The sequence below is a fragment of the Verrucomicrobiota bacterium genome, from assembly GCA_037139415.1.
Classification (GTDB): domain Bacteria; phylum Verrucomicrobiota; class Verrucomicrobiia; order Limisphaerales; family Fontisphaeraceae; genus JBAXGN01.
On record JBAXGN010000059.1, the window covers coordinates 19627 to 39037 of the forward strand.

Genomic DNA, 19411 nt, shown 5'->3' on the forward strand with positions numbered 1-19411 from the left:
AACACCCTAATGCGCAGTTTTTCAATGAAACTTTTGCTTCCAATACCCGCATTTTACACTTTGAACTTTGGCCCGGTAACTTTACAGTCTCCCCATGGCGCGCAAAGAGAAAGAAGCTCAGGAGTCGCCGCACGCGAGGGGATTTGCCGAAATCATCGGCATCTCGCTGATCGCTGCGGCCATGCTCCTCATGGTGGCCCAGTGGTCGTATGACCGCTGGGATGTGAGCGCCGTGCGCATTCCTCCCAATTCCCCGCCGCACAATTGGATCGGTTCGGCGGGCGCGTGGGTGGCCTTCGGATCGTTTCGGATGCTGGGCGCAGCGGCGTTCGTGATGCCCCTGTTGCTGTTATTTTTTGGCCTTGGGTATCTCTGGGATCACATGGCGTACCTGCGCCGTCGCTGGTGGTCATGGATCGCCGGATTGGTGCTTTTGGTCTGCTGTACGGGTTTGCTGGACCTGTACACGAATGAAAAGCTCCTGCAGAACATCATCAACAATGAACGAACCGCCTCGCCTGGCTTCCTCGAAAACCTGGCCTACAACCTGGCCGCGCCCAGTGCCGGGGGCATGGTGGGTAACATTCTCAACCACACCATCTTTGGGGTGTTCGGCAAGTTTGGCGCGACCGTCATCTTCCTGTTGCTCTATGTGATCAGCCTGTATTTCCTGACCAATTTCCAACTGGGCCATTGGGTGCGCGCGGCCATCAACCGTCCGGCTGACGCCGAAGAAGAGGAAACGTTTGAAGGCATGACCGAGGAAGAAAAAGCCCTGGCCCGCAAAGCCAAGTCACTGGAGAAACAGGCCCGGAAATTGCAAGATGAACTGGATAAATCCAAGGGGCAGAGGACCGCCGATAAAGCCGCCGCAAAAGAGTCTCGGGAAGCGCTGGCGGCCGGGCGGGCTGAAGATGGCAAACCGGGATTGGGTGCGGATTTGCAGCCGGTGCCGGAACCGATGATCCGCGACCTCAGCATCCCCCAGGCCAAGCCGCAACCAAAACAAGACCCCAAAGCCGCCAGCGAAGGCGCGCCGGAAAAACCGGGGGAAAACGTGGTGCCAGCGGCCAGCAGCGAGGACATTCTGGGCAAGGGTGCCGCCAATCTCAAGCGCGGCAAGAAAGAAGCCAAGGAAGAGCCGCAGATTACCATCGTCCCGGCCAAGTTGGAACCCGCCGCGCCCAAAGAAAGTCCCGTCGAGGAGGAAAATCCGTTTGCCGCCAAACCGGAACCGGAGGCGGAGGACAAGGAAAAAGACGCCGCCCTGGCCGCTGCCGCACCAGCCAATGAGGCGGCCTCTGCGGTGTCGCCATCCCTTCCAAACCGACCCAAACCGATTCCGAAAAAGCCCAAGAAAGTGGCCGTGGCCTCGACCCCAATGATTGGCGATTACCAGTTGCCAACCATGGAGTTCCTGCAACTGCCGGATACCACCCTCAAGCCCACGGAAACCAAGGAAGAGCTGATGGCCAGCGCCGTGTTGATGAAGAACACGCTGGCGCAGTTTGATATCGAAGTTTCCATCGGCGACATCACCAAGGGGCCCACCATCACCCGCTACGAACTGCATCCCGCCCCGGGGGTGAAGCTCGAAAAAATCGCCGCGCTGCAAAATAACATTTCCGCCGCGCTCAAGGCGGAGCGCATTCATGTGCTGGCACCCATTCCCGGCAAGAGCAGCGTGGGCGTGGAAGTGCCCAACCTCATCAAGACCAAGGTGATCATGCGCGATATCCTCGAGTCTGAGGAGTGGCAAAATTCCAAGGCGCGCATTCCGCTGGCGCTGGGCAAGGACGTCTATGGCCGCCCGATGATCGCGGACCTCGGGGATATGCCGCACTTGCTGATCGCCGGGGCCACGGGTTCCGGCAAATCAGTGTGCGTGAACTGCATTGTCGCCTCGCTGCTGTACCGCTTCCGTCCGGATGAATTACGCTTTGTGCTGATTGATCCCAAGGTGGTCGAGATGCAGCAATATAACTCGCTACCCCACTTGGTGGTACCGGTGGTTACCGATCCCAAGAAGGTCATCCTGGCCCTGCGCTGGGTGGTAAATGAGATGGAAAAGCGCTACAAGATTTTCGCCAAGGTCGGCGTGCGCAACATCAAGTCCTTCAACGAACGCCCGCGCAACAAGCCGCTCCCGCCACAGGAACCCGAACTGCCCCTCTTAGCGCGCAAGGAACGCATCGAGCCCAACTCGGATGGGTTCGCCGTCGAGGTAGATGAGGAAATTGTGGTGCCGCGCGAGGATGATATCGTCATCCCGGACAAGCTGAGTTACATCGTGGTGATCATTGACGAGTTGGCGGACCTGATGCTCGTGGCTCCGGCAGACGTGGAGATGGCCATCGCGCGCATCACGCAGATGGCGCGCGCGGCGGGCATCCATTGCATCGTGGCCACCCAGCGTCCCAGCGTGGATGTCATCACCGGCGTCATCAAGGCGAACATTCCCGCCCGCATCGCCTTCCAAGTGGCGTCGCGCGTGGATTCGCGCACCATTCTCGATGCGATGGGAGCGGACAAACTGCTGGGCAAAGGCGACATGCTTTACCTGCCGCCCGGCTCGGCCAAACTGATTCGCGCCCAAGGCGCGCTGATCACGGACCAGGAATTGACCGGCATCGTGGACTTCATCAGCAAGCAAGGCAAACCGAGCTACGAGATGGAAATCCATCAGCAATTGCAAAAACCGGTGAGCGCGCTGGATGCCGATGCGGAAGGTTCAAATGAAGATGAGGATCTGATCGAGCAATGCATCGAAGTCATTCGCAGCGAACAAAAAGCCAGCGTGTCGCTCCTCCAGCGCCGCCTCAAGCTCGGCTACGGGCGCGCCGCGCGCATCATGGATGAACTCGAACGCCGGGGCATCGTGGGCCCGAGCAAAGGCGCCGAACCACGCGACATCCTGATTGATTTGGATGGCGGCGGTGCGGATGGTGCGGGTGTGGACACCGGCTCGTCGGCGTAACGGTAACATTCAGTCAAGTCATACGCATGGACTCAAGGTCAACAACGCTCACCAAGGCCATCTTCCTTGATCGTGACGGCACGATCATCCAGGACTGCCATTATCTGAAGTCCCCGGAGCAGGTTGTACTGCTGCCGGGTGCGGCACGCGCATTGAAACGGTTGCAGGACGCCGGTTTCCGGCTCATCCTCGTCACCAACCAATCCGGCGTGGGCCGCGGCTACTTCACCATGGAAGACGTCGCCCATGTGCAAGCGCACCTGGAAGCCCTGCTGAAGGCGGAAGGTGTGTGCCTCACCGGCTGCTACGTCGCGCCGGAAGCGCCCGACCAGCCCAGCCGGGGACGGAAACCCTCCCCACAATTTCTCCTGGATGCGCGGGACACCTATCGCCTTGACCTGACGCAATGTTACATGATCGGGGACAAGCTGCTCGACCTCGAATGCGGTTGGAACGCCGGCGTGGGGCGCAGCATTCTCGTCCGCACCGGCTACGGCGCGGAACTGGAACGAAAACAGGCGGATCAACTGCGCGATGCCTGGGTGGTGGATGATCTGACGGCGGCCGCAGAGCGGATTGTGGCAAATGGATGATTGCCCCCTCAATCTGCAATCAATTCCCGGATGAAGCACTTTGAGTTTCCTAAAGTGATACTTTAGAAACTTCAAGACTTAATTGGTGATAGCGTTGCGGCAAAGGCTTATGTCGCACGTGTTTTTATCCGATTCTTCTACACCATTCGGAACGGCAATGTCCGGCCCACAAATTTATTGTACCTAATTCTTGACAGTAGCCGGCATTTTGGCGAAAAACTTTGGTCGTTACGCCCTGGTATGGTCCGGCTGCGGGCAATGGCTTGGTCCGTTGTTTTCAGACGGCTGTCCGGGTGTTTGTTGGGATGGAATTGTCGGTAAACCTTAACGATCAAATATAACATGGAAACATCAGTTGTTCGCAGACAAAGCACAGCCCCCGCCATGGCGCTTGTTCTGGCTTCAAGCTTATGCGGTGCCTTGGTCACTCACGCTTATGATTTACCCGCCGTGAATCTTGGCGTTACCAGCTTCCTGGATGGCGGCCCGCCGGCCGGGCCGGGTTTTTATTTTACCGAATACGGGCAGTATTACACCTCGCATCAACTCAATGATGCCCACGGGAAATCCATGGGGTTGCCGGGCGCCGACCTGGATGTCGGGGTCAGTCTGAGCCAGTTCATCTATCAATCGGATCAAAAAGTATTTTTGGACGGCAAATGGGGTATGGACGTGATTGTGCCGGTGGTCAGCGCCCACATCTCGTTTGACGCGCCCATCCCGTTGCGCGCCAATGGCACCGGCTTGGGTGACGTGGTGGTGGGTCCATTCATACAATGGGATCCCATTATGGGCAAGAATGGCCCGTTGTTTATGCATCGGATCGAGCTGCAATGCATCACGCCGACGGGCAAATATGATCGAAACTACGCGATCAATCCGGGCAGTGGTTATTTTTCGTTCAATCCGTATTGGTCGGGCACGCTGTTTGTCACGCCCAAGTTCACCGTCTCCACGCGGGTGCATTACCTGTGGAATGACAGCACCACGGATCCCAACATCCCCGGTGCCACCAAGCTTCAAGCCGGGCAGGCGGTTCATTTGAACTTTGCCATGGATTATGAACTCATCGAGAAGCATCTGCGGGCGGGAGCAAACCTGTACTATTTAAAGCAGTTCACGGATAGCCATGTGTATGGCGTCAACACCGCGGATCGCCGGGAGCGGGTGTTAGGCGTGGGTCCGGGAGCGATTTATAGCTTTAACCAGAACAACCATCTCTTTCTCAACGCGTATTTTGAACCAGTGGCCGATAACCGCCCTGAAGGAATGCGTTTTGTGTTGCGTTACGTCCATCATTTCTAAGCCGAATAGGGACTCGTTGCGAAAGAACGCCAAAACCTAGTACAATTCAAAACCCCGTGGAAACACTCCATTTCCACGGGGTTTCGTTTTCGACCTTTGTGTTTAAAAAAACGGTCAGCCCGTTATTTTTTTCCGGTAAACCAGGGTTTCGCGGTTGGATCTGACGAGCAGAAGTTTAACAGCAGTTTGGCCACTTTGTCCCGGCCGGAGTTGCTGGGGTGGGTGCCGTCATTTCCGCAGTCCTCGCGCAGCCAGACCAAGCCATCGCTCTTGCGTGGGGTCACGCCATCCGTCCAAAGGTACGGGCCCCAAAGCAGCAACGGCACTTTGACCGCGCCTTTGGTTGGATTATAGTTCAGGGCGGCATCCTTCTTGATCTGGCTTTGGATGAGGTTGCGCATCGCAAAGGCCCCTTCATAAGCGTATGGCTCGGGGTTCAGCCCGGTGGCGGCATTGCCCGCATAAATCCGGCTGGACAGGTAGGCAATACGGAGATTGGGATACCGCTTTTTGGCCAGTTCCAGCGACCCGGCGACCTGCCCCTGTAACTCCTCGACGTGTTTGGGAAATTCCCCGTATCGGGCAGGGGCGATCCGAGCCTGTTTGAGCCACACCACCTGCACTTGGTTAGGCGTGACGCCCGCCGCTTTCATCCGCTGTTCCGCTACGGTCCAAGCGTTGGCATCGTCATGATTCCATCGCTCGGCATCCTGGCCGCCTTGCGCGCCATCTACCACTACCAGCAAGGGGGATTTCGCCGGATCTGCGTCTGCCATTTGCTTGAACCGGGAATATTCCATCGTCGTATTGGACATGCCCATGGAGAGCAGGACTATTTTGCCTTCGGGCGAGGGCTTGCCCTCGGCATCCAAAGGGACGATTTTTTGCACTTCAGCCATGGCCGCCTGCAAATGCAGGGCGGGTGGCTGGTTTTTGCCACCCCCATACAACCCGCCATCCTGATCTTTGTATTTCTCTTGGGCGGACATCTGGTCCAGCGGAATCAGGCCGGTGGATTCGCGTGGTGGCGGTGCGGCGGGAGCGCTCTTGCCTTGGCCCTGTCCTTGCCTGCCCTGCCCATACTTTTCGCGCATCTGCTTGAGGTAGGCTTGTTCCTCTTCGGTCAGGGTTTGGCCGCCGTTTTGTTTCTGCATCAATTCGCGCGCGCGCTGCATCTCGGCAGGCGTGGGCATGGCGTTCGGACGCTGTTCGCCCGGCTGGTTCGGATCCCGCTTTGCCCGCTCTGCCTTGGCGCGGTCCAGATAATTCTGATCTGCGTCGGAAAGTTTCTCGCCTTGTTGCGATTTTTGGTAAAGGTCTCGGGCGCGATTCCAGTCAATGGCCTCCTGGTTGTCAGCCCCCCGCAGGTTTGAATTAAGGCTGAGGCAGACGAATGCCATGGTGCTGGCGCTTAGCAGATACCGGCCAAGCCGAAACGCGATTTGATTGGTCATGGTTCAATTTGAGACGCTTATCGCCGGCGGTTGGTTACAAGGTTTAAGTCGCGAGGTTGAAGTGGGTCAATCATTCATCATTTCCCGCAACGCCTGGCCGGTGTGACTGGCCGCGCAACCCATCACCGTTTCTGGCGTGCCGCAGGCGACCAGTCGGCCTCCTTCATCACCCGCTTCCGGCCCCAGGTCAATCAACCAATCCGCAGATTTCATGACTTCCAGGTGATGCTCGATGACCACGAGCGAGTGACCGCCATCCACCAGCTTTTGGAACACCTGCAGCAACACCCGCACATCCTCAAAATGCAGACCGGTGGTCGGTTCATCGAAGAGGAACAGGGTGGGTTTGGCTGCCCGCGTTTCCGCGCGGGCGAACTCCGCCAGATAACTGACCAGTTTGAGCCGCTGGCTTTCTCCGCCCGACAGCGTGTTGATGGGCTGGCCCAAGCGCAGATAACCCAATCCCACTTCGCGCAAATACTCCAACGCCGTCAGGGCGCGCCGGGCAGGTTTGGATTCCGCAAAGCCACTCAGGAAGACCACCGTTTCATCCACCGTTGCCTCCAGTAAATCACCGATGCTCCAGGTTTTACCGCCGGGCGCGGGAATTTTTACGTCCAACACATGCGGCCGGTACCGCCGCCCCTGGCAATCCGGACAGCGGATGAACACATCGCTCAGAAACTGCATTTCGATTTTCTCGAAACCCGCGCCACGGCAGCGCGCGCATTGTCCTTGTTCCGAGTTGAAGCTGAATGCGCTGGCTCCCATGCCGCGTTGACGGGCGGCGTCCGTTTGTGCAAACAACTCGCGCAAATCATCAAAGGCGCCGATGTACACGGCTGGATTCGAGCGCGGCGTGCGGCCCAACGGCGATTGGTCCACCAACACGGCGCGGCCCAAATGTTCACCGCCGGAAATCCGGGCCAGCCCGGCGGCTTCACCACCCTCTTGGGTATCCTCCTGCGATTCCTCGCCGCCGGGCGCGGGCGATGCCACCGCCCCCGCGTCTTCCGGTCGTAACATGTCCAGCAAGCGTGGCAAAAGCACTTCGCGGACCAATGTGGTTTTGCCCGAACCACTGACCCCCGTGATGACCACGAATCGGCTTAAGGGAATATCCACCGCCAGATCCCGCAAGTTGTGGCACGTGGCCCGCTGAATGGACAAGTGCGGGGTGGCGGCATCCACCGGACGCCGTGTCGGTACCGGGATTTGCTTTTTCCCCGCCAGGTATTGTCCGGTCAGCGAACGGTTGGACTTCAGAATGGCCGCGTAAGTTCCCTGAAAAACCACTTCACCGCCGCTTTCTCCGTGCCCCGGTCCCAGATCCACAATCTGGTCTGCCGCGCGCATGACGCTGGCTTCATGCTCGACCACCACCACGGTGTTACCCGTATCGCGCAACCGTTCGAGCAAACGCACCAAGCGCCCCGTATCGCGCGGGTGCAACCCCACGCTGGGTTCATCCAGCACAAACAGGGTGTTCACCAAGCGCGTGCCGAGACAGGTGGTCAGGTTCACCCGCTCGGTTTCCCCACCGGACAGAGTACGGGTGGGCCGGTCCAGGGTAAGGTAGCCCAGCCCCACATCCACCAGATAGCCAATCCGGGCACGAACTTCCTCCAGCACCAATTGCAACGGGTCGCGCTTTTCCAATGGATGCCGGGCGATCAACTGTTCCATCACCTGCAACGCGTCTCGCAATGGCAGACGATAAAAATCCGAAAGCGTAAGGCCCGCCTCAGTCCCCTTCGCAACCAACCCGTTATCCCGGCCGTTACCCGGCATAATCATGGGCAGCCGGTACCAGAGCGCCTCGGGTTTAAGACGCGCGCCCCGGCATTCCGGGCACGTGGTATAAACCCGGTAACGGGAGAGCAGCACTCGCACATGCATCTTATAGGTTTTGGATTCCAGCCAGCGAAAGTAGCCCTTCACCCCATACCAGGCGTTGGGCCACTCATGGTCGCGATCTTTTCCATAACCGGGATCGCCACTAATTACCCAATCCTGCCAGTGCGGCTCCAAGTCACAAAACGGCACATTCACGGGCGCGCCTCGTTTGCGGCAAAAATCCATCAAATCCTCCTGACACTCCGCACTCATGCCGCTTTGCCATGGCTTGATGACTCCGCCCGCCAGTGTCTTGGTGCGATCCGGGATTGCCAAATTATAATCCACCGTGATCAGGCGTCCAAAACCTTTGCAGGCCGGACAAGCGCCAAGGGGATGATTAAAGCTGAACAGCGCCGGAGAAGGATCGCGATACTCAATATCACAGGCCGCACAGTGCAAATGCCGCGAGAACGACCACCCGCGCGCCGTTTCCACCATGTCCGCAGCCGCACCAGCAGATGCCAGAATATGTACCGTCAGCTTGCCTTTGCCAAAATGATACGCCTGTTCGCACGCCTCAACCAACCGCGCGCGATTACCGGCCGACAACCGCAGACGATCCTGAATAACCGTCAAAACCCCAGGCTTCTGCCCGGCCAGATGGGTGGCGGCCTCCTCCAGCCGGATGGTCCGCCCCGCGTGCAACAAACGCTGATACCCCTGCTTACTGATTAGCGCCAGCGAATCCTCCAAAGACAACTTTTCCGCGAGCGGCAGGGTAAAGGTAATCAGCGCTTCCTGGCCCAGCGCGCTGGCCGAAACGGTTTTCCAGATTTGTTGAGGAGCTTCTTTGCGCACGAGTTCTCCGCATTGATGGCAGTGCAACCGGGCCACCTGCGGCCAGAGTAATTTAAGGTAATCGCAAATCTCGGTCATGGTGCCAACCGTCGAGCGCGTGGTGCGCACCGTGTTGCGTTGCGCGATGGCAATGGCGGGGGGGATGCCCTCGATGCTATCCACCGCCGGCTTATCCATTCGGTCAAAAAACTGGCGCGCATAGGGCGAAAACGTCTCGATGTAACGGCGCTGCCCCTCGGCAAACAGCGTATCAAAGGCAAGCGAACTCTTGCCCGATCCGCTCAGGCCGGTCACCACAATGAGCCGGCCCGTCGGCAGATCGAGATCGAAATGCTTGAGATTATTTTGCCGGACGCCACGCAGTCGGATGACGGCTCCAGCAGATGTCTTCGCCATGGGATGGAATGTATGGCCTGTCGCTCCCTTGTCAAACTTTCAGGGATTGAGAGTTCCCCGCCGTCGTGCCAGTTGTGCTTCATACAAATTCTTCGGCTGAAGCTGAGCCGGCTGGATGTTCTCGTGCCACTTCCCGGCTTTATCGGTGACTGAAGGCTGGTCCGATTGCACGCCCACCAGGTTCATCGAAGGCGGGCCAAACACACTCGGCGGATAGACCAGCGCTTTTTTTGCCCGCAGGTTCCAGAAGGTCTCACGAGCCCCGGAGTGTTTGCCCAAATCGGCCCCGCCACCGCACATCCAAGGGCGGGTTCCCGCCCCCACGTCAATATCCGTAAACAGATTCTCGTAGGGCGCGCGTTTGTGATGATCAAAACAAAGGTCCACCCCTTGGCCGCAGGAACACACATTGCCGGCACCATGACTGACACTGATATCATGGATGAATTTCTGGCGGTAATCAAAATGGGTGAACAGATTGTCCCCGTCGCCCAAATAAATACCGTGATGCCCCACGTAACCAGCGCGATCCGCCTTGCGATGGGATTCATAGACCACGCCATCCACCGTGTTAAATCGGCCACTGATGAACAGGCCGCTATCCGCGTTGACAATCCGGATGTTCCGCACCCAACAGTTGATGACGCCGCCCAGAGAGATGGGATTATACCCCAGTTCGGTGAAATGCCCCAGATAATCCGTTACCGGAAACTCAAAACATAGATTCTCAATGCCACACTCGGAAACGGTAGGGATGAAACTGAGCACTTCCGGTTTCCAGATGGCCTTCAGATCCGCCCGCAGCGGTCGTTCCAATTGCAGCGCGCCACCCTTGATTCCTTTGATCCGCGTCACCAGCGCCGCCCGCGTGTTCCCCTTGATTTTGCTGAGATTGCCGGGATCGTTGGAATACAGGTGGGTGGCCAGGGAATTGTCCGGCGTATCCCGCTCGGCGATCATCACCCATTGGCCATTCGTGAACCCTGCCGTGCTGGAAACCTGAATCAGTGTGTCGCCCCGCCTGGCTTCGGCGGTGACGGTCGCCAGCATTTTGCTGCGCGGATCGCCCCGCAAGGACAGAAAACCGCCGGACCACGAGTAGTTTGAAGTCGGACGCCCTCCAGTGTTCATCCCCATGTTGGGTTTGATTTTCTCCAGCGGGATGGGACAAAACAGTACCGTATTTTTTGGGTCCGCCCCCCGCAGTACCAGGTTGGGCTTCCGGATCTCGATGATCTGCGTGATTTTGTAGCGGCCAGCGGGAATTTCAATCGCCCCGCTTTCCACCTTCGCAATGGCATTCAAAAAGGCCTGCGTGTCATCCTGAATTCCGTCGCCTTTGGCGCCGAAGCTTTTTATGCTGACGCCTGGCGGGATGGTTGGGATCGGCGCTTCGCCGCAATGGTATCCGGCATACGAGAAATCCGGCAATCGGCTGGTCGGCGACCACTTTTCACCCTTGTCACCCCAAAGTTCAGAAACGGCGGCAGGCGCGCTGACGCCTGGCAGGAGCAAAGCGCAAACCAGAGCCGCGTGCCAGTTTCGGATTATCATCAGCTTGTTACCAGTGTGCCAACCTTCTCGCCCGCCACCACCCGCTTGAGGTTGCCGGACTTGAAGAGATCAAAGACAATGATGGGCATGTGATTATCCATGCAGAGGGAAAAGGCCGTGGAATCCATCACCTTCAATTGCCGTTGCAAGGCATCCAGATAGGTGATGTGCTCGAACCGCTTGGCGGTGGGATTTTTCTTCGGGTCACTGTCATAGATGCCATCCACTTTGGTGGCCTTCAGAATCACCTCGGCGCCAATTTCATTGGCGCGCAGCGCCGCGGCGGTATCGGTAGAGAAATACGGGTTGCCGGTGCCGCCGCCAAAAATAACCACGCGCCCTTTTTCCAAATGCCGTACGGCACGGCGGCGGATGAAGGATTCGGCAACTTGGGAAACAGTGATGGCGCTTTGCACACGGGTGGGCACGCCGATTTTTTCCAAGCCATCCTGTAATGCGAGTGCGTTGATGATGGTCGCCAGCATCCCCATGTAATCCCCGGTGGTGCGATCAATGCCCCGCTCGCTCCCTTGCAAACCGCGAAAAATATTGCCGCCCCCGATGACGACGACCATCTGGACGCCCATGTCACGCACCGCCTTGATCTGTTGCGCAAATTCATGGATGCGGACCGGGTTAAAGCCGGCACCGTGTTCATCGCCCATGGCTTCACCAGAGAGTTTCAGCAGAATGCGGCGATACTTAGGTTGAATTTTTGTTGCACGTTTCATGAACGGGTTCAGTTGTACCAACCAGCGCGCCGTTCGTCAAATGCCAAACGCGCAGCGAAATTCAAATGGCAAACTAGTATCAAGCAGGTGCATGGGGGCTCATAATCAAAATTAAGCGGTGTGCGGTGGGGCGGTAACGCTTCATGCATTCGTAGGATACACTCGACCTCTGCAAGAAAGAGAGCAGCGGACACATTGCTGCATCCGCTGCAACCCAAACAACCAAACGCCCCCTTTTTCTGCGTTTGCGCAGACTCCTCGTCAACTGCCGATGAGAATCAGCAGTTAGCGTTCGAAAAAATAATTACCAGAACCGGTTCATTTGTTCAATTAAATAATGCAATTTATGCTTATTTCTATGTAATCTAAGTCCTACTTTGTAACACATTCATTATCAATATGTTAGTTAATGCATTGTGTAAGCATTCCCGCAAAATACCCATGGAACGTATAAAAATATTCACCGCCAGACCCGTTTTTTTGGAATTTTGGAACACGCTTGCGGTCCCGCGCTTGACCGGCACGAATTTTTTTGCACAATCACACCCATGTTAGCCAGGGTTTGTTCAGCGGCGGTCAATGGCATTGAGGCCTACCCGGTTGAGGTTGAGGTCAACGAAGGCCATGGTGACACGATGACGGTGATTGTCGGGCTGCCCGATGCGGCAGTGCGCGAATCCCGTGATCGGGTGAATACGGCGATTGGTAATGCCGGCTTCAAATATCCGCTGGGCCGGGTGACCATCAACCTCGCTCCGGCGGATGTTAAAAAGGAAGGGCCCAGTTTTGATCTGCCCATCGCGGTGGGCATTTTGGCCGCCAGCGATCAACTGCAAACGGACCAACTGGACAATTTTGCCATGGTGGGTGAGTTGGCGTTGACTGGGGCAGTGCGGCCCGTCAAGGGTGTGTTGCCGATTGCCCTCCGGGCCCGTTCGGAAGGCAAGGCGGGGCTGTTGGTGCCGCCGGAGAATGCGGCGGAGGCGGCGGTCGTCCAGGGATTACTGGTGATTCCGGTGCGCAATTTGCGCGAGGCCGTCGCGTTTCTGGAAGGCGAGGTCAAACTCAGTCCCACCACCGTTGATTTGGGCAGCCTGTTTGATCAGGCGCCGGAGGACGAATTGGATTTTGCCGAGGTGAAGGGACAGGAATCGGTGAAGCGCGCCTTGGAAATCGCCGCCGCCGGAATGCACAATGTTCTGCTGGTCGGCCCGCCCGGCACTGGAAAATCCATGCTGGCCAAACGGCTGCCCACGATTTTGCCGCCGCTGACACTGGATGAAGCCCTGGAAACCACCAAAATTCACAGCATCGTCGGGTTGTTGTCCCCCGGCCAGGCGCTGGTGACCCGGCGTCCCTATCGCAGCCCGCATCATACCGCCAGCGACGCCGGGCTGCTGGGCGGTAATATCAATCCCACCCCCGGTGAAATTTCCCTGGCGCATAATGGTGTGCTGTTTCTCGATGAACTGCCCGAGTTCAAACGCAGCGTACTGGAGACTATGCGCCAGCCGTTGGAGGATGGCAAAGTCACCATTTCCCGCGCCGCCGGCACCATGACGTTCCCCTCGCAGTTCATGCTGGTGGCGGCCATGAATCCCACGCCGGACGGCAAGATGCCGCATGAATCCAAAAACACCCAGCGCGAGATTCAAAATTACCTGGGCCGCATTTCCGGGCCGTTGCTGGACCGCATTGACCTGCATGTCGAAGTGCCCTCGGTGAAATTCCGCGAAATCACTTCCGAGCGCGCCAGCGAAACCTCCGCGCAAATCCGGGGCCGCGTGCTGGCCGCCCGCCGGCGGCAACTCGAGCGGTTCAAGGGGCGCAAACAGGTGAATTGCAATGCCCGCATGGGCCCACGGGAATTGAAGCAATGGTGCGAATTGGATGAGCCGACCCTGGATTTGCTGAAAATGGCCATGTCCGACAAAAACCTTAGCGCCCGGGCGTACGACCGCATCCTCAAAGTCGCCCGCACCATTGCCGACCTGGAGGGCGCGGACCGCCTTTCCATCGGGCACATCTCCGAGGCGGTCGGCTTCCGGTCGCTCGACCGCCAGTTATGGGGCTGATGCGAAAGTAAAGGGATTACTTTCGGTTCTGCGCCATCAGCCGGGCTAGCAGGAAAGCCATCTCCATCGCCTGCTCATAGTTCAGGCGCGGGTCCACCGGCGACCGGTAATCCCGCGTGAGGTCGGATTCCGTGATGCCGCTGGCGCCGCCCAGGCATTCCGTCACGTTCTCCCCGGTGAGTTCGATATGCACGCCGCCGAGGTGCGCCCCCTCGTCCCGGAGGACGTTGAACGACGTCTCCAGTTCCAGTAGAATCTTCTCGAACCGCCGGGTTTTGATCCCGCCCTGCACGGTTTCCGTGTTGCCATGCATCGGGTCGCAGCACCAGAGCACCCGACGCTCCGCGTGGGTGATGGCGCGCACGAGTGGCGGCAGGCAACGGCCTGCGTTGGCGGCGCCGAACCGGTGGATGAACGTCAGGTGCCCCGCCTCGTTGCGCGGGTTCAACACCTCGGACAGCCGCACCGCGTCGTTCGGCGTCACGCTCGGTCCCAACTTGACGCCGATGGGATTTTCCAAGCCTCGGAAATATTCAATGTGCGCCCCCTGAAGATCCCGCGTGCGTTCGCCAATCCACGGAAAATGCGTCGCCAGGTTATACCACCCTGCACGCCGTGGCGGAATGCGCGTTTGCGCCTGTTCATAGTGGAGCACCAGCGCCTCATGGCTGGTGAAAAAATCCATCCGGCTGATGTCCGATATCTGACCGCCCATGAGCGTTTCCATGAACCGCAAGGACTCGCACAAGGACTCCATCATCTTCATGTATTCGCTCGCCTGTGGTGAACGTGAAACAAATCCCAAATCCCAATATTCCGGATGATGCAGGTCGGCAAAACCGCCGTCCACCAAAGCGCGGATGAAGTTGATGGTCAACCCTGATCGCTCATAGGCGCGGAGCAACAATTCCGGGTTGGGTTGGCGGTCTTCCAAGGTGAAGCCGGGGCGGTTCACCAAGTCTCCGCGAAAACTCGGCAGGGTCACGCCGTCTTTGGTCTCCATGTCGGAGGAGCGGGGTTTGGCGTATTGACCGGCGAACCGGCCAACGCGGACCACTCGTTTTTTCGCGCCCTGCATCAACACCAGGCTCATCTGCAGCAGGATTTTCAGCTTCTTGACAATGCTGCCGGATTCGCAATCCGCAAACGTTTCCGAGCAGTCGCCGCCTTGCAGCAGGAAGCATTCCCCGCGCGTGGCCGCCGCCAGTTGTTGCTTTAAATTCTCGACTTCCCAACTGCTCACCAGCGGCGGCAGGCGCGCCAGTTGGCCCAGTACCTCCTGCAGGGCCGGTTGGTTGGGGTAAACCGGTTGTTGCGCGGCAACTTTTTGTTGCCACGACGCCGGTGACCACGGGCCGCCCATGGCACTATTGGGTGTCTGCTTTGACATATCCATCTGGGGGGTAATTTGGGGCGCGTTGGCCAAAATGTAAAGCCCGGGTATTCTCCGCCCCATGGCCCCGCTCGCCCACAAGTACGGGGAACAGTTACTTTCGGTGTACTACGGACGCTCGGAGTGTGTCCGCTCAAGCCAGCACATCCCTGCCACCAGGCTGGCCAAGCGGGTTGCCACTCAGGGTGCCATAGCGCTTATGGATGTATCTGAAGAATTACCGGGTTTTACCAAAGGTCTCAAATAGATAGGTGGCGTAGTTGCGCGATACCGGGCGGATGGCCCATTTCCCCACCGACCGTTCCAACAAGCCCAAAAACGCCTCATACTCCTCCGCGCTGATCACGTTGCTGCCCAGCCATAGTGCGGCGACCTGCCAGAGGAAATCATGCGCGGCACCCAGACTTCTCCCATCGGGTCGGCGACGGAGCGTTGCGTAGATTTCTTGTATCTCCTGATCTGTCCGGTCCCCTTTGGCTTTGCAGAGGGTCATAAAATGCTTTTCAATAAAATACAAGTGCAGCACCACCTCCTTCGGGTAATACTTGAGGTCAACGGGTGGCTTCTGGTTGCCCCGGAATAATTCCCGCAAAGAAGGCACCAGCCAGACCGTCATTTTTTTGCCGTCGGACACCGGTACCGAATGCCGGTCGCTAACCCGGATGTTTCCGCGACCATCCGTCTCCAGCGCCACCGACAAGGTTTGCTGGTTCAAGCCATTGGCTTCGACCACACTGCGGAGCGAAGGGACGAGGTCAGCGGGTGGCCACGCCATGCCGTTCATTGTGTTTGGCTCAGTCATATCGTCATCAGTTTGCGTTTGCGGCGCGATCCGCCATTTGGGCTCATCCAAGCCATTGGGTGCGCCGTATGATCTGAGCAAAGCGAATTTTTGGGGGTGCTACCAGCTTTTTGTTTCGCTCCCTGGATCTCCCATAAAACGATCAAGTAAAAACCGGGCTTGCCTGCTTCAGGAGCTGGATTTAGTATTCCTCAACAATGCGCAGCGAAAAAAAGCAATGCTACCAAACCGCTTCGCGGCCAATCCGTCGGCAGGGCTGCGGTGTCTAAAACACAGTTCGACCAATATTTATGCGTGAAAAGATTAATACCGGTAATCGTATATTCAGCCTGTTCTACTTTATCACACCCATAGTGGCACTTTGGAGTCTGGCCACGGCGGTAATCGCCGAAAACAATCCCAGTAAACCCAACGTCCTGCTCATCGTCTCGGATGATCACGGCTATGCCGATGTTGGGTTCCAAGGCTGCCAGGACATCCCTACCCCGCATTTGGACCGCCTGGCGCGCGAGGGCATTCATTGCACCAGTGGCTATGTCTCCCATCCGTTCTGCAGCCCAACGCGCGCCGGGCTCATGACGGGACGCTACCAGCAGCGCTTTGGGCATGAGAATAATCCGTTTTACGATCCCAACGATCACCGTGAAGGTTTGCCCACCTCGGAAAAGCTGCTGCCCGCCCACCTGCGAGAGGCGGGATATGTAACGGGCTGGATTGGCAAATGGCATTTGGGCGCCACGCCGGAATTCCGTCCGCTGAATCGTGGTTTTTCGGAAACGTTTGGTTTCATCGGTGGCGGACATAAGTACCAGAATTGGACGCCCAATGTCGCCGTGGAATATCAGGTACCCATCGAGCGCAACGGTCAACCGGTGGAGGTCACGAATCATCTCACCATCGAGTTTGGTCATGAAGCCGATGCGTTCATCCGCCGGCATAAGTCCGATTTATGGTTCCTTTATCTTGCGTTCAATGCCCCGCATACCCCCCATGAACCCACCCCGGAGCGGCTCGCCAAATTTGCCTCCATTGCCGATCCCAAACGGCGCGCGTACGCAGCCCAGGTAAGCCTGATGGATGATGCCATTGGCGAAACGCTTGGCGCGCTGCGCGACACCGCGCAGGAACGGCGCACGCTGGTGTTTTTCTTTAGCGACAATGGCGGCCCCGTTGGCGCCATTGGCGCCAATGGTTCACTCAATACCCCACTGCGCGCCGGCAAAGGATCGGTGTACGAAGGCGGCGTAAGGGTTCCCTTTGTGGTGAGTTGGCCCGGCAAGCTTGCCGCAGGCAAGACCTATGACCAACCGGTTATTTCATTGGATGTCTTTGCCACCGCGCTGGCCTGTGCGGGAATGCCCATGCCAACGGATAAGAAGTATGACAGCGTGAACTTGCTGCCCTTCCTGACCGGTGAAAAGCCGGGAGCGCCGCACGAACGGTTATTATGGCGCAGCGGCCCGCAATTGGCGCTGCGCGAAGCACAATCCAAACTGGTGCGCCGCAAAGACCAGAAGGATGAACTGTACGACGTCATGGCTGATCTCAGTGAAAGCAACGATCTGGCGGAAACTCAGGTCGAAGCTGGGAAACGCTTGGGGACCACCCTGGATGCTTGGAACAGTGAGTTGGTCCCGCCTGCGTTCCCCGGCTTGGGCGGTCGCAATGCGGCGAAGGGTGGAAAAAAGGGGAAGAAGGCCAATCCGAAGACGGATTAAAGCATATCAGCCATTAAGACAATTAAGGACGCGCCATCCAGTCTCCAGCCTGCTTTATGCGCTTGACCCGTATCGGCGTGCGCGTATGCTTTCACCCATGAGCGCATGCAATGAAGAAAACTTAAGCCGGGAAAAGCAATGCTCCTCTTCCGCAACGCGACAAGTTCTTCCGCAACGCGACAAGTTCTTCCGCAACGCGACAAGTGAGTGCAATTTCTTCGGCAATAGGAGTATTGCTGGAATCCTCGTTGTGGCCTGTTTGTTGACGTTGGCCGCTGGGGCCGCGCAAGGCTTCTCAGTAAACATCAACTTTCAAACCAACGGCCCAACAGTGTCACCAGGGTATCTGGCGGATACCGGTCTGCTTTATGGGGACCGCGGCAATGGCTTTATATACGGCTGGCTTGCGGACAATACTTCTGGCATGCAGGACATCTCGGGGACAAACACGGTTGATTTTCGTTATGCCACATGTGCCATGATCTACAGCAACAACGTATGGCAGATCGCCGTTCCTAACGGTGCCTACATGGTACACGTAGTTGCCGGCAGTGTGTCCCGACTGAGTGGCGTCTATCGTTTAGATGTGCAAGGGTCATTGGCTGTTCAAGGCACGCCCGAAGGTTCTAACTATTGGGTCGAAGGGACGATCAACATCAAGGTTACAAACAGTGTCCTTACGGTGAGTAATGCCGATGGCTTCTTCAACACTCGGCTCGCGTTCCTTGAAATCCGAAGTGCCGGAAATCCCACGCTCGAGGCGTTCCCGGCGACAACGAACCAACCATTTACTGTGTCGCTCGTCAACCCCTCCGGCGGGTTGCATTGGATCGAAGCGTCCTCGAATCTCGTGAACTGGACGCGCATCGGAGCGCTCACCAATACACCTGGCCAGCTCTTGAGCCTCACCGATGCGACGGCGGCGAGTCGTAACCGCCGCTTCTACCGCGCACGAGTCCCGTTCCCACTTCCACCGCAGGTGGTTTATAGCAACGATTTTGAAAGCGGGGTCGGCCCGGAATGGTCCACCACCAGTTTGGACGTTACGCCCAGTGGGCGAATTTTTCTCGGAAGCTTCACCAAGAAGACGGTGAAACTGAACCTGACCAACCTGCCAGCACACGCGACGATCACGCTCGCCTTTGATTTTTACAGCATCCAATCCTGGGACGGCAACAGCCCCGTCGGCGGGCCAGACATCTTCAATGTGAACGTGACTGGCGGGCCGACCCTGCTGAACGCGACGTTCCGCAATTTAAAGAGTGCCGGGCCAGGACAAACTTATCCCGGGCTCATCCCGGCAAATGTCTTTGCGTCTCGCACGGGTGCGACTGAGAAGAGCACTCTGGGTTATACGGAGATCCTTTCCGCTTACGGGGATTCGGTTTACCATCTCAGCTACACCTTTGAGCACTCCGCCAGTTCGGTGGAATTGAACTTTTGGGGGAACGGCAGCGTGTCTGGTAGCCCTGATGAGAGTTGGGGTCTCGACAACGTGGTGGTGTCGGTGCGCGACTTCTATTGACGCCTCCAGCCTCCAGTCTCCAGCCGGCTTTATGCTCTGTAACTGGCAAAAGTGTCTTCAAAACCAGCCATTCTGCCCGCCGGTTTTTGATTTTGGATTAGCGATTGATAGCGGGAGTATTTCTTCCTTATCATGCCCCGGTCAGGCCGGAGGATAGGGCTCCGCTGGGAAGCGACCCGAGCGCCGTGCCT

Annotated in this window: 12 protein-coding genes; 6 read left to right on the forward strand and 6 right to left on the reverse strand. The window is 57.6% G+C overall.

The window, feature by feature from the left end; all coding sequences use genetic code 11:
• Positions 1-94: 94 nt before the first annotated feature.
• The 3 genes from WCO56_12225 to WCO56_12235 all read left to right on the forward strand — a co-directional run bounded on the left by WCO56_12225 (position 95) and on the right by WCO56_12235 (position 4875).
• Positions 95-2977, forward strand: a complete 2883-nt coding sequence (locus tag WCO56_12225) for a DNA translocase FtsK (GenBank protein ID MEI7730334.1) — start codon at positions 95-97, stop codon at positions 2975-2977.
• Between the two features lie 26 nt (positions 2978-3003).
• Positions 3004-3570, forward strand: a complete 567-nt coding sequence (locus WCO56_12230) for an HAD family hydrolase (GenBank protein MEI7730335.1) — start codon at positions 3004-3006, stop codon at positions 3568-3570.
• A gap of 384 nt (positions 3571-3954) precedes the next feature.
• Positions 3955-4875, forward strand: coding sequence for a transporter (locus WCO56_12235; protein MEI7730336.1), 921 nt, complete (start codon positions 3955-3957; stop codon positions 4873-4875).
• A gap of 122 nt (positions 4876-4997) precedes the next feature.
• Here the strand turns inward: WCO56_12235 and WCO56_12240 are convergent, their stop codons facing one another.
• The 4 genes from WCO56_12240 to pyrH all read right to left on the reverse strand — a co-directional run bounded on the left by WCO56_12240 (position 4998) and on the right by pyrH (position 11707).
• Positions 4998-6329 (reverse strand): hypothetical protein, encoded by a 1332-nt coding sequence (locus WCO56_12240; GenBank protein MEI7730337.1) that lies wholly within the window; start codon positions 6327-6329, stop codon positions 4998-5000.
• Between the two features lie 66 nt (positions 6330-6395).
• Positions 6396-9422, reverse strand: coding sequence for an excinuclease ABC subunit UvrA (gene uvrA / locus WCO56_12245; protein ID MEI7730338.1), 3027 nt, complete (start codon positions 9420-9422; stop codon positions 6396-6398).
• A 39-nt stretch (positions 9423-9461) separates the two neighbouring features.
• Positions 9462-10976 (reverse strand): glycosyl hydrolase family 28-related protein, encoded by a 1515-nt coding sequence (locus WCO56_12250; protein ID MEI7730339.1) that lies wholly within the window; start codon positions 10974-10976, stop codon positions 9462-9464.
• Positions 10976-11707: a UMP kinase gene (pyrH, locus tag WCO56_12255; GenBank protein ID MEI7730340.1), complete on the reverse strand. Its 732-nt coding sequence runs from the start codon at positions 11705-11707 to the stop codon at positions 10976-10978. The genes WCO56_12250 and pyrH overlap by 1 nt, the downstream gene beginning before the upstream one ends.
• A gap of 548 nt (positions 11708-12255) precedes the next feature.
• Between pyrH and WCO56_12260 the strand changes: the two genes are divergently transcribed.
• On the forward strand, positions 12256-13782 hold the full coding sequence (locus tag WCO56_12260; protein MEI7730341.1) for a YifB family Mg chelatase-like AAA ATPase: 1527 nt from the start codon (positions 12256-12258) through the stop codon (positions 13780-13782).
• Between the two features lie 16 nt (positions 13783-13798).
• Here WCO56_12260 and WCO56_12265 read toward each other — a convergent pair whose 3' ends face one another.
• Positions 13799-15172 (reverse strand): 3-deoxy-7-phosphoheptulonate synthase class II, encoded by a 1374-nt coding sequence (locus WCO56_12265; GenBank protein MEI7730342.1) that lies wholly within the window; start codon positions 15170-15172, stop codon positions 13799-13801.
• 220 nt (positions 15173-15392) lie between these two features.
• Positions 15393-15977, reverse strand: coding sequence for a hypothetical protein (locus tag WCO56_12270; GenBank protein MEI7730343.1), 585 nt, complete (start codon positions 15975-15977; stop codon positions 15393-15395).
• A 290-nt stretch (positions 15978-16267) separates the two neighbouring features.
• On the opposite strand from WCO56_12270, the gene WCO56_12275 reads away from it, so the two are divergent.
• Positions 16268-17695: a sulfatase-like hydrolase/transferase gene (locus tag WCO56_12275; protein ID MEI7730344.1), complete on the forward strand. Its 1428-nt coding sequence runs from the start codon at positions 16268-16270 to the stop codon at positions 17693-17695.
• 250 nt (positions 17696-17945) lie between these two features.
• Entirely contained in the window at positions 17946-19220 is a 1275-nt protein-coding gene (locus tag WCO56_12280; GenBank protein ID MEI7730345.1) for a hypothetical protein, read from the forward strand.
• Positions 19221-19411: the final 191 nt, after the last annotated feature.

Coding starts and splice junctions, on each gene's coding strand:
- WCO56_12225 (MEI7730334.1), top strand. CDS start 95: ATGGCGCGCAAAGAGAAAGAAGCTCAGGAGTCGCCGCACGCGAGGGGA.
- WCO56_12230 (MEI7730335.1), top strand. CDS start 3,004: ATGGACTCAAGGTCAACAACGCTCACCAAGGCCATCTTCCTTGATCGT.
- WCO56_12235 (MEI7730336.1), top strand. CDS start 3,955: ATGGCGCTTGTTCTGGCTTCAAGCTTATGCGGTGCCTTGGTCACTCAC.
- WCO56_12240 (MEI7730337.1), bottom strand. CDS start 6,329: ATGACCAATCAAATCGCGTTTCGGCTTGGCCGGTATCTGCTAAGCGCC.
- uvrA (MEI7730338.1), bottom strand. CDS start 9,422: ATGGCGAAGACATCTGCTGGAGCCGTCATCCGACTGCGTGGCGTCCGG.
- WCO56_12250 (MEI7730339.1), bottom strand. CDS start 10,976: ATGATAATCCGAAACTGGCACGCGGCTCTGGTTTGCGCTTTGCTCCTG.
- pyrH (MEI7730340.1), bottom strand. CDS start 11,707: ATGAAACGTGCAACAAAAATTCAACCTAAGTATCGCCGCATTCTGCTG.
- WCO56_12260 (MEI7730341.1), top strand. CDS start 12,256: ATGTTAGCCAGGGTTTGTTCAGCGGCGGTCAATGGCATTGAGGCCTAC.
- WCO56_12265 (MEI7730342.1), bottom strand. CDS start 15,172: ATGTCAAAGCAGACACCCAATAGTGCCATGGGCGGCCCGTGGTCACCG.
- WCO56_12270 (MEI7730343.1), bottom strand. CDS start 15,977: ATGACTGAGCCAAACACAATGAACGGCATGGCGTGGCCACCCGCTGAC.
- WCO56_12275 (MEI7730344.1), top strand. CDS start 16,268: ATGCGTGAAAAGATTAATACCGGTAATCGTATATTCAGCCTGTTCTAC.